Genomic DNA, 8,499 nt, shown 5'->3' with positions numbered 1-8,499 from the left:
GAGCTTGCTCCCGCTGGGCTGCGCAGCGGCCCCAAGGCCAGGCGCCGCGGTGTGTCAGGCTGGTGTCGTCAGCCTCATGGGGGCGCTTCGCACCCCAGCGGGAGCAAGCTCCCTCGCCACAAAAGCGACCTTCATCTTGCTGGACGTCCGCGTGTGCTCACGGATGGGGAGTTTAGTTTTTGAAGAAGTGGAACCTCGGAGCGTCCCTGGCGACATTCCCACGCAGGAGCGAGGAAACGATCGACAGCCCCTGACACACGGCTGAACGGCTGTTGTGGCGAGGGAGCTTGCTCCCGCTGGGCTGCGCAGCGGCCCCAAGGCCAGGCGCCACGGTGTGTCAGGTTGATGTGGGCAGCTTCATGGGGGGCGCTTCGCGCCCAGCGGGAGCAAGCTCCCTCGCCACAAAAGAGGCCTTCATTTGCTGGACGTCCGGGTGTGCTCACGAATTCGGCGTTTAGTTTTCCCAAGTTGATTTCAATCAAGGGCCCATGCCAGGGGCGGGCCCCACAATGATCGCCAAGATCCTGTCTTCAAGCCCTGGCGCTCATGACCCGTCCCTCTGTGATGTTGCACCTATCCCGCTCCTGGCTCCCCGGGCTGTTCGTTCTACTGCTGATGTTCGCCGCAATCGTCCAGGCCAAGGACTACGGTGACCTTCCGCAACAGCGCATCCACCACGTCCTGGGCTCGGTCGATTCGATCTCCGAACCCGACGGTCCCTTCAAGGTTCGCAAGCTGTCCGCCGCTGGCAAGGTCCTGGGCTACGTGTTCCAGAGCCTGGATGTGGTGGACATTCCGGCGTACTCCGGCAAGCCGATCAACGTCCAGGTCATTCTCGATCCTGCCGGGGTGATTCTCGACGCCTATGTGCTGGAACACCACGAACCGATCCTGCTGATCGGCATCGCCGAAGAGAAACTCCACGCATTCAGCGCGCGCTACAGCGGCATCAAGGTCAACCAGCGAGTGGTGGTAGGGCATTCCAGCGACCCGAATGCGGTGACGGTCGATGCGATCGCCGGCGCCACGGTGACGGCCATGGTGGTCAACGAAGTGATCATGCGCGCCGCCCACGATGTCGCGGTGTCCCTCGGCCTGGTCAAGAGTGACGCAGGGTTGGCCGTGGCACCGGCGCGAGTGCGCGCCGATAGCTACGAGGCCGCCGACTGGAAGACCCTGACCGGCAACGGCGCGATCCGTCGCCTGCACCTGACCCGTGGCCAGGTCGATGCGTCCTTCAAGGGCACTGAAGCCGAACAGGTCGAGACCGCCAGCGGCGAGCAGGTGAATGACACTTTCATCGACCTCTACGCCACTCACCTCAACCCTCCCACCATTGGCCGCAACCTGCTGGGCGAGGCGCAATACCGCACGTTGATGGCCGAGCTCAAGCCGGGCGAACAAGCCATTGCAGTGATGGGCAGCGGCCGTTATTCCTTCAAGGGCTCGGGATACGTGCGTGGCGGCATCTTCGACCGGGTGCAGTTGCGTCAGTCCGGCGACACCATCAGTTTTCGCGACCTGGATTTCCAGCGCCTGAATGATGTGGCCCTCGACGACATGCCGGACTTCGATGAAATGGCGATTTTCATCATCCGCGCCGCCCACCGTTTCGACCCTGGCTCGCCCTGGAGCCTGGAGCTGCTGGTGCGCCGTCAGACCGGACCGGTCAGCGGCACCTTCAGCAGCTTCGAGCTGGCCTATCAGTTGCCCGAACCCTACCTGGAACGGCCATTGCCCACCGCCGAGCAACTGGCGGCCGCCGAAGAAGCCAGCCGGCCAATGTGGTTGACACTCTGGTACCAGAAAAGCGTGGAGATTTCGGTGTTGGGTGCGGCGTTGCTGGTCCTCACCGCGATCCTGTTTTTCCAGGATTCACTGGCCCGGCGGCCCACGTTGTTGCACTGGGTACGTCGCGGTTACCTGGTGTTCACCGTGGTGTTCCTGGGCGGCTTTGCGCTGGCGCAGTTGTCAGTGGTCAACGTGCTGACCTTCGTCCACGCCCTGTTCGAAGGCTTTCGCTGGGAACTGTTCCTCACCGATCCGCTGATCTTCATCCTCTGGGTGTTCACCGCCGGCAGCATTCTGTTGTGGGGACGCGGGGTGTTCTGCGGCTGGCTGTGTCCGTTCGGCGCGTTGCAGGAGCTGATCAACGAACTGGCGCGCAAGCTCAAGGTGCCCCAATACGAGCTGCCGTTCGCCGTGCATGAGCGGCTGTGGGCGATCAAGTACATCATTTTGCTGGTGCTGTTCGGCGTCTCGCTGGAGTCGATGGCCACCGCCGAACGGCTGGCCGAAGTGGAACCCTTCAAGACCGCCATCACCCTCAGGTTTGATCGCCAGTGGTGGTTCGTGGCATACGCAGCGGGCCTGCTGGTGATCAATGTCTTTACCCGCAAAGTCTATTGCCGCTACGTCTGCCCGCTGGGCGCCGCCTTGGCGATGCCGACCCGCCTGCGCTTGTTCGACTGGCTCAAGCGCCGCAAGGAATGCGGCAATCCCTGCCAACTGTGCGCCAAGGAATGCGAGATCCAGGCGATCCATCCCGATGGCCGGATCAACGCCAACGAATGCCATTACTGCCTCGATTGCCAGATGACCTGGCACAACGAAAACAAATGCCCGCCGCTGATCAACAAGCGCAAGAAGCGCGGCAAGGCGGCCGTGACCGATGCGCAACTGATTCCCGTGGTGCAGGTGAACCCGGCGCCTTGAGGCACCCCAATGGCCTGTCCCTTGACCGTTTCATTCTTCATGGAGCACACAGCATGAGCGACAAAAAAGACCAAGTCCCTGGCGCGGTGGAAGCGCCCCGGGGTGTCAGCCGGCGCAGTTTTCTCGGCACCGGTGCGGTGACGGGCGCGGTGCTGGCCGGCGCGACGGCGCTGGGCGCCGGGACGTTCACCCGCGAGTCCTGGGCAGCGGCGGCCAAGGAGGCCAAGTCCAAGATCCACGTCGGGCCCGGTGAATTGGACGAATACTACGGGTTCTGGAGCGGCGGCCACCAAGGCGAGGTGCGGGTGCTGGGTGTGCCGTCGATGCGCGAGCTGATGCGCATCCCGGTGTTCAACGTCGATTCGGCCACCGGTTGGGGGCTGACCAACGAGAGCAAGCGCATCCTCGGTGACAGCGCCAAATACCAGAACGGCGACTGCCACCACCCGCACATCTCCATGACCGACGGCAAGTACGACGGCAAATACCTGTTCATCAATGACAAGGCCAACTCCCGGGTCGCGCGCATTCGCCTGGACATCATGAAGTGCGACAAGATCCTCACCGTGCCCAACGTCCAGGCCATCCACGGCCTGCGCCTGCAGAAGGTGCCGTACACCAAGTACGTGTTCGCCAACGCCGAGTTCGTGATCCCGCACCCCAACGACGGCCATACCTTCGACCTGCAGGACAAAAACAGCTTCACGATGTTCAACGCCATTGATGCCGAAAAAATGGAAATGGCCTTCCAGGTGATCGTCGACGGCAACCTGGACAACTCCGACGCCGACTACACCGGCAAATACGCCGCCAGCACCTGCTACAACTCCGAGAAGGCCTACGACCTGGGCGGCATGATGCGCAACGAGCGCGACTGGGTGGTGGTGTTCAACATCCCGCGGATCGAGGCGGCGATCAAGGCCGGCAAGTTCATCACCCTGGACGGTTCCAAGGTGCCGGTGGTCGATGGCCGCAAGACCGATGGCAAGGACTCCGAATTCACCCGTTACATTCCCGTGCCGAAGAACCCCCACGGGCTCAATACCTCGTCGGACGGCAAATACTTCATCGCCAACGGCAAGCTGTCGCCCACGGTCTCGATGATCGCCATCGACCGCCTGGATGATTTGTTCAACGACCGTTACAAGGACCCGCGCGAAGTGATCGTCGCCGAGCCCGAACTGGGGCTTGGGCCGCTGCACACCACGTTCGACGGGCGCGGCAATGCCTACACGACGCTGTTCATCGACAGCCAGGTGGTGAAGTGGAACATGGACGAGGCCATCCGCGCCTACAAGGGCGAGAAGGTCAACTACATCAAGCAGAAACTCGACGTCCAGTACCAGCCGGGCCACAACCATGCGTCCCTCACCGAAACCAGCGAGGCGGACGGCAAGTGGCTGGTGGTGTTGTGCAAATTCTCCAAGGACCGCTTCCTGCCCACCGGCCCATTGCACCCGGAAAACGATCAACTGATCGACATTTCCGGAGAAGAGATGAAGCTGGTGCACGACGGCCCGGCCTTCGCCGAACCCCATGACTGTATTCTCGCGCGGCGCGACCAGATCAAGACCCAGAAAATCTGGAACCGCAACGATCCGTTCTTCGCCGACACCGTGGCCCTGGCGAAGAAGGACGGCATCAACCTCGAAACCGACAACAAGGTCATCCGCGACGGCAATAAGGTGCGGGTGTACATGACCTCGATGGCGCCGGCCTATGGCCTGACGGAATTCACCGTCAAGCAAGGCAACGAGGTGACCGTGACCATCACCAACATCGACCAGATCGAAGACGTGTCCCACGGTTTTGTCATGACCAACCACGGCGCCAGCATGGAGATCAGCCCGCAACAGACCTCATCCATCACCTTCACCGCCGACAAGGCCGGCTTGCATTGGTACTACTGCAGTTGGTTCTGCCACGCCCTGCACATGGAAATGGTCGGGCGCATGCTGGTTGAGAAGGCCTGAGTCATTCATCAAGGAGACAGGCGCAATGACCAGGAAAACGCAGCATGCAAACGTTCGTCGACCGGTCATTGCCCTGGTGTCCTGCCTGCTGTCGGGCGGTGCGTTCGGCGCGCCGCAACCGATGACGAATCTGCCTTTGCAGGCTGAGGGCGAGCAGCGATGGCGCCTGCCTGCGGGGCACTACCAAGGCTCGTTCAGTATCGATCAGCCGATGACGCTCACTTGCGCGCCAGAGGCGATATTCGAGGCGCAAGGCGAGGGCAATGGCCTGATCATTCGCGCGCCGAACGTGCAGGTCCAGGGCTGCACCTTCCTGGACTGGGGCCACGACCTTACGGCCATGAACGCCGCCGTGTTCATCCAGCCCGGGGCAAGAGGCGCCGTGGTGCGCGGTAATCGGATGCAAGGCCAGGGCTTCGGTATCTGGGTCGATGGCACGCGGGACGTCAGCCTGATCGACAACCGCATCCAGGGCGACCCTAGCCTGCGCTCCCAGGACCGGGGCAACGGCATCCATCTGTATGCGGTCCACGGCGCTCGGGTCATCGGTAATCAGGTGCGGGAAACCCGTGACGGCATCTACATCGACACCTCCAACGGCAACCTGCTCCAGGGCAACACGCTGGAGGATTTGCGCTACGGCGTGCATTACATGTTCGCCAACGATAACCGCCTGCTGGACAACGTCACCCGGCGCACCCGCACCGGCTATGCCTTGATGCAAAGTCGCCAATTGACGGTGATCGGCAATCGCTCCGAACAGGATCAGAACTACGGGATCCTGATGAACTACATCACCTATTCCACCCTGCGCGACAACTTCGTCAGCGACGTGCGAGACGGGTCCACCGGCGACACCATGATCACCGGCGCCGAGGGCAAGGCGCTGTTCATCTACAACTCATTGTTCAACCGCATCGAAGGCAATCATTTCGAGCGCAGCGCCGTGGGCATTCACCTGACGGCCGGCTCGGAGGATAACCGCATCGCCGGCAATGCCTTCGTCCACAACCAGCGCCAGGTCAAATACGTGGCCACGCGGTTGCAGGAATGGTCGGCGGACGGCCGTGGCAATTATTGGAGCGATTACCTGGGTTGGGATCGCAACGGCGACGGCCTGGGCGATGTGGCCTATGAACCCAACGACAACGTCGATCGCCTGCTGTGGCTGTATCCCCAGGTGCGGTTGTTGATGAACAGCCCGGGAATCGAACTGCTGCGTTGGGTGCAGCGAGCCTTCCCGGTGATGAAATCCCCCGGGGTGATGGACAGTCATCCGCTGATGGAAACCCCTGTCCAGCCCCCACCACGCAACAGTGCCCAGGAGAACGCGTCTTGAACGTCGTCGAGATCGAAGGGGTCAGCCAGCGTTATGGCGATGTCGCCGTGCTGCGCGGGCTGGACTTGAACCTGGCCCAGGGCGAGGTGCTCGGGCTGTTCGGGCACAACGGTGCGGGCAAGACCACCACCATGAAGTTGATCCTCGGTTTGCTGCGGGCCAGCGAGGGTGAGGTGCGTGTCTTCGGTCGCGCGCCCAGCGACCCGAGTGTGCGGCAGATGCTCGGTTATCTGCCCGAGAACGTGATGTTCTACCCGCAGTTGAGCGGGCTGGAAACCTTGCGCCATTTCGCCCGGCTCAAAGGCGCGGCACCGGAGCAGGTGGAGCGTCTGCTGGAGGAAGTGGGGCTGGCGGGCGCCGCCAGGCGGCGGGTGAGGACCTATTCCAAGGGCATGCGCCAGCGCCTCGGCCTGGCCCAGGCGCTGCTCGGCCAGCCGCGCCTGTTATTGCTGGACGAACCGACCGTGGGCCTGGACCCCATCGCCACCCAGGACCTCTATCAACTGCTCGACCGCCTGCGTTGGCAGGGCACCAGCATCATTCTTTGCTCGCACGTGTTGCCGGGGGTGGAAGCGCACATCAACCGTGCCGCGATCCTTACCCGGGGCCGGCTGTTGGCCCTGGGCAGCCTGGCCCGGCTGCGGGAGGACGCCGGGCTGCCGACGCTGATCCGCGCCTCGGGCCTGTCACGGGCCGACTGGCTTCGCCAGCATTGGCGCAGCGAAGGGCATGCCACCCAAGGCTGGGGCGCCGAAGGGGTGCAGGTGTCCGCGCCGGATGGCAGCAAGCTCAAATTGCTGCGCCAGTTGCTGGCCCAGGACGACCCGACGGATGTCGAGATCAAGCCGCCGTCCCTGGAGGATCTGTACCGTCATTACATGGTCCGTGCCGCCGCCGAGGAGGGCAGCCTATGAACCCGGTCTGGAACATGGCCCGCAAGGAATTCAGCGATGGCCTGCGCAATCGCTGGTTGTTGGCGATCAGCCTGTTGTTCGCGGTGTTGGCGATCGGCATCGCCTGGCTCGGCGCGGCGGCGTCCGGTCAGCTGGGGTTTACCTCGGTGCCCGCCACGGTGGCGAGCCTGTCCAGCCTGGCGACGTTCCTGATGCCGCTGATTGCCTTGCTGCTGGCCTACGACGCGATTGTCGGCGAAGACGAGAACGGCACATTGCTGCTGTTGTTGACTTACCCGTTGGGGCGCGGCCAATTGCTGTTGGGCAAGTTTGTCGGGCACGGCTTGATCCTGGCCCTGGCCACCTTCATCGGCTTTGGCTGCGCCATGCTGGCCATCGCTCTGCTGGTGGACGATGTCCAGTTGAGCCTGCTGCTCTGGGCCTTCGGCCGGTTCATGGTGTCCAGCACGCTGCTGGGCTGGGTGTTCCTCGGGCTGGCCTATGTGCTGAGCAGCGTGTCGGCGGAGAAATCCACCGCCGCCGGATTGGCGCTCGGGGTGTGGTTTTTCTTCGTATTGGTGTTCGACCTGGCCTTGCTGGCGCTGCTGGTGCTGAGCGAGGGGCGGTTCAGCCCGGAGCTGTTGCCATGGCTGCTGCTGTTCAACCCTACGGACGTGTATCGGTTGATCAACCTGTCCGGGTTCGATGCGGCGTCCAGCGGTGCCGCGGTGCTGACCCTGGGCAGCGACTTGCCGGTGTCAGGGCCGTTGCTCTGGCTGTGTTTGGGCCTGTGGATGGCAATCCCATTGTGGTTGGCCTATCGGTTGTTCAATCGCCGGTGCCCGTGAATTTCAATCTTGATAAGGGAGCATGCAACGATGAAAAAGGTGTACCTCAAGGGGGGGCGCCTCTTGGCCGGGGTGTTGGTGTGCCTGGCGCTGGCGCTGGCGGCGTGCGGCAAGGTCGAACCACCTGCGGCCAGCGAGGCGGCGCTGGCGTTTCATCCCAGTGACGAGTGCCATGTGTGCGGCATGGTCATCACTGACTTCCCCGGGCCCAAGGGCGCGGCGGTCGGGGCAGGGGGCGTGAAGAAATTCTGCTCGCCGGCGGAGATGCTGGGCTGGTGGTTGCAGCCGGAAAACCATCGGGCCGACGTCAAGCTGTATGTCCATGACATGGGCCGCAGCCATTGGGATGCGCCGGATGATGCCCATCTGATCGACGCCCGTACTGCGTACTTCGTCATTGGCAGCGGGCTCAAAGGCGCCATGGGCGTTGTCCTGGCCTCGTTCTCCGACTCCCAAGCGGCACAAAAACTCGCCAGCGACACCGGCGGACGAGTGCTGCGCCTGGAAGACATCGACCAGAAACTGCTGGGCCAGGCGAGCGCCATGGCGCCGATGAGTCATTGATATTGCCTGGGCACTGAGCCGCTCTATTGCCAGCACCGAACCGCTTTTTGTGGCGAGGGAGCTTGCTCCCGCTGGGCAGCGCAGCGGCCCCAAGGCCAGGCGCCGCGGTGTGTCAGGCTGGTGTCGTCAGCCTCATGGGGAAGTTTCACTCCACAGCGAGGGCAAGC

General features: G+C 63.0%; 6 protein-coding genes. All 6 read left to right on the top strand.

Annotated features, from left to right (window positions below; genetic code table 11):
- Nucleotides 1-546: 546 nt before the first annotated feature.
- Genes J3361_RS29030 through J3361_RS29005 form a run of 6 tightly spaced genes read left to right on the top strand, consistent with a single transcriptional unit; the run spans nucleotide 547 to nucleotide 8,332 of the window.
- A complete protein-coding gene (locus J3361_RS29030; RefSeq protein WP_243459078.1) occupies nucleotides 547-2,715 on the top strand; it encodes a NosR/NirI family protein in 2,169 nt (722 codons plus the stop codon).
- A gap of 53 nt (nucleotides 2,716-2,768) precedes the next feature.
- Nucleotides 2,769-4,688 carry a TAT-dependent nitrous-oxide reductase gene (nosZ, locus tag J3361_RS29025; protein ID WP_186710342.1) on the top strand — a complete coding sequence of 640 codons (1,920 nt, stop codon included), beginning with the start codon at nucleotides 2,769-2,771 and terminating at the stop codon, nucleotides 4,686-4,688.
- A 25-nt stretch (nucleotides 4,689-4,713) separates the two neighbouring features.
- Nucleotides 4,714-6,027: a nitrous oxide reductase family maturation protein NosD gene (locus tag J3361_RS29020; protein WP_207967421.1), complete on the top strand. Its 1,314-nt coding sequence runs from the start codon at nucleotides 4,714-4,716 to the stop codon at nucleotides 6,025-6,027.
- Nucleotides 6,024-6,941 (top strand): ABC transporter ATP-binding protein, encoded by a 918-nt coding sequence (locus J3361_RS29015; protein WP_207967420.1) that lies wholly within the window; start codon nucleotides 6,024-6,026, stop codon nucleotides 6,939-6,941. Before J3361_RS29020 ends, J3361_RS29015 begins: the two co-directional genes overlap by 4 nt.
- Complete coding sequence (locus J3361_RS29010; protein ID WP_207967419.1) at nucleotides 6,938-7,768, top strand: ABC transporter permease subunit; 831 nt, start codon at nucleotides 6,938-6,940, stop codon at nucleotides 7,766-7,768. The genes J3361_RS29015 and J3361_RS29010 overlap by 4 nt, the downstream gene beginning before the upstream one ends.
- 30 nt (nucleotides 7,769-7,798) lie before the next feature.
- Entirely contained in the window at nucleotides 7,799-8,332 is a 534-nt protein-coding gene (locus J3361_RS29005; RefSeq protein WP_207967418.1) for a nitrous oxide reductase accessory protein NosL, read from the top strand.
- Nucleotides 8,333-8,499: the final 167 nt, after the last annotated feature.

It is taken from the genome of Pseudomonas sp. OA65 (assembly GCF_017498305.1).
Classification (GTDB): Bacteria; Pseudomonadota; Gammaproteobacteria; order Pseudomonadales; family Pseudomonadaceae; genus Aquipseudomonas; species Aquipseudomonas zanjanensis.
Note: the sequence above shows the minus strand (reverse complement) of the source record. Positions and strands in the feature narration are given on the sequence as shown.

What these genes read in the sequence shown, in the direction of transcription:
- J3361_RS29030 (WP_243459078.1), top strand. Translation starts at nt 547, where the DNA reads ATGACCCGTCCCTCTGTGATGTTGCACCTATCCCGCTCCTGGCTCCCC.
- nosZ (WP_186710342.1), top strand. Translation starts at nt 2,769, where the DNA reads ATGAGCGACAAAAAAGACCAAGTCCCTGGCGCGGTGGAAGCGCCCCGG.
- J3361_RS29020 (WP_207967421.1), top strand. Translation starts at nt 4,714, where the DNA reads ATGACCAGGAAAACGCAGCATGCAAACGTTCGTCGACCGGTCATTGCC.
- J3361_RS29010 (WP_207967419.1), top strand. Translation starts at nt 6,938, where the DNA reads ATGAACCCGGTCTGGAACATGGCCCGCAAGGAATTCAGCGATGGCCTG.
- J3361_RS29005 (WP_207967418.1), top strand. Translation starts at nt 7,799, where the DNA reads ATGAAAAAGGTGTACCTCAAGGGGGGGCGCCTCTTGGCCGGGGTGTTG.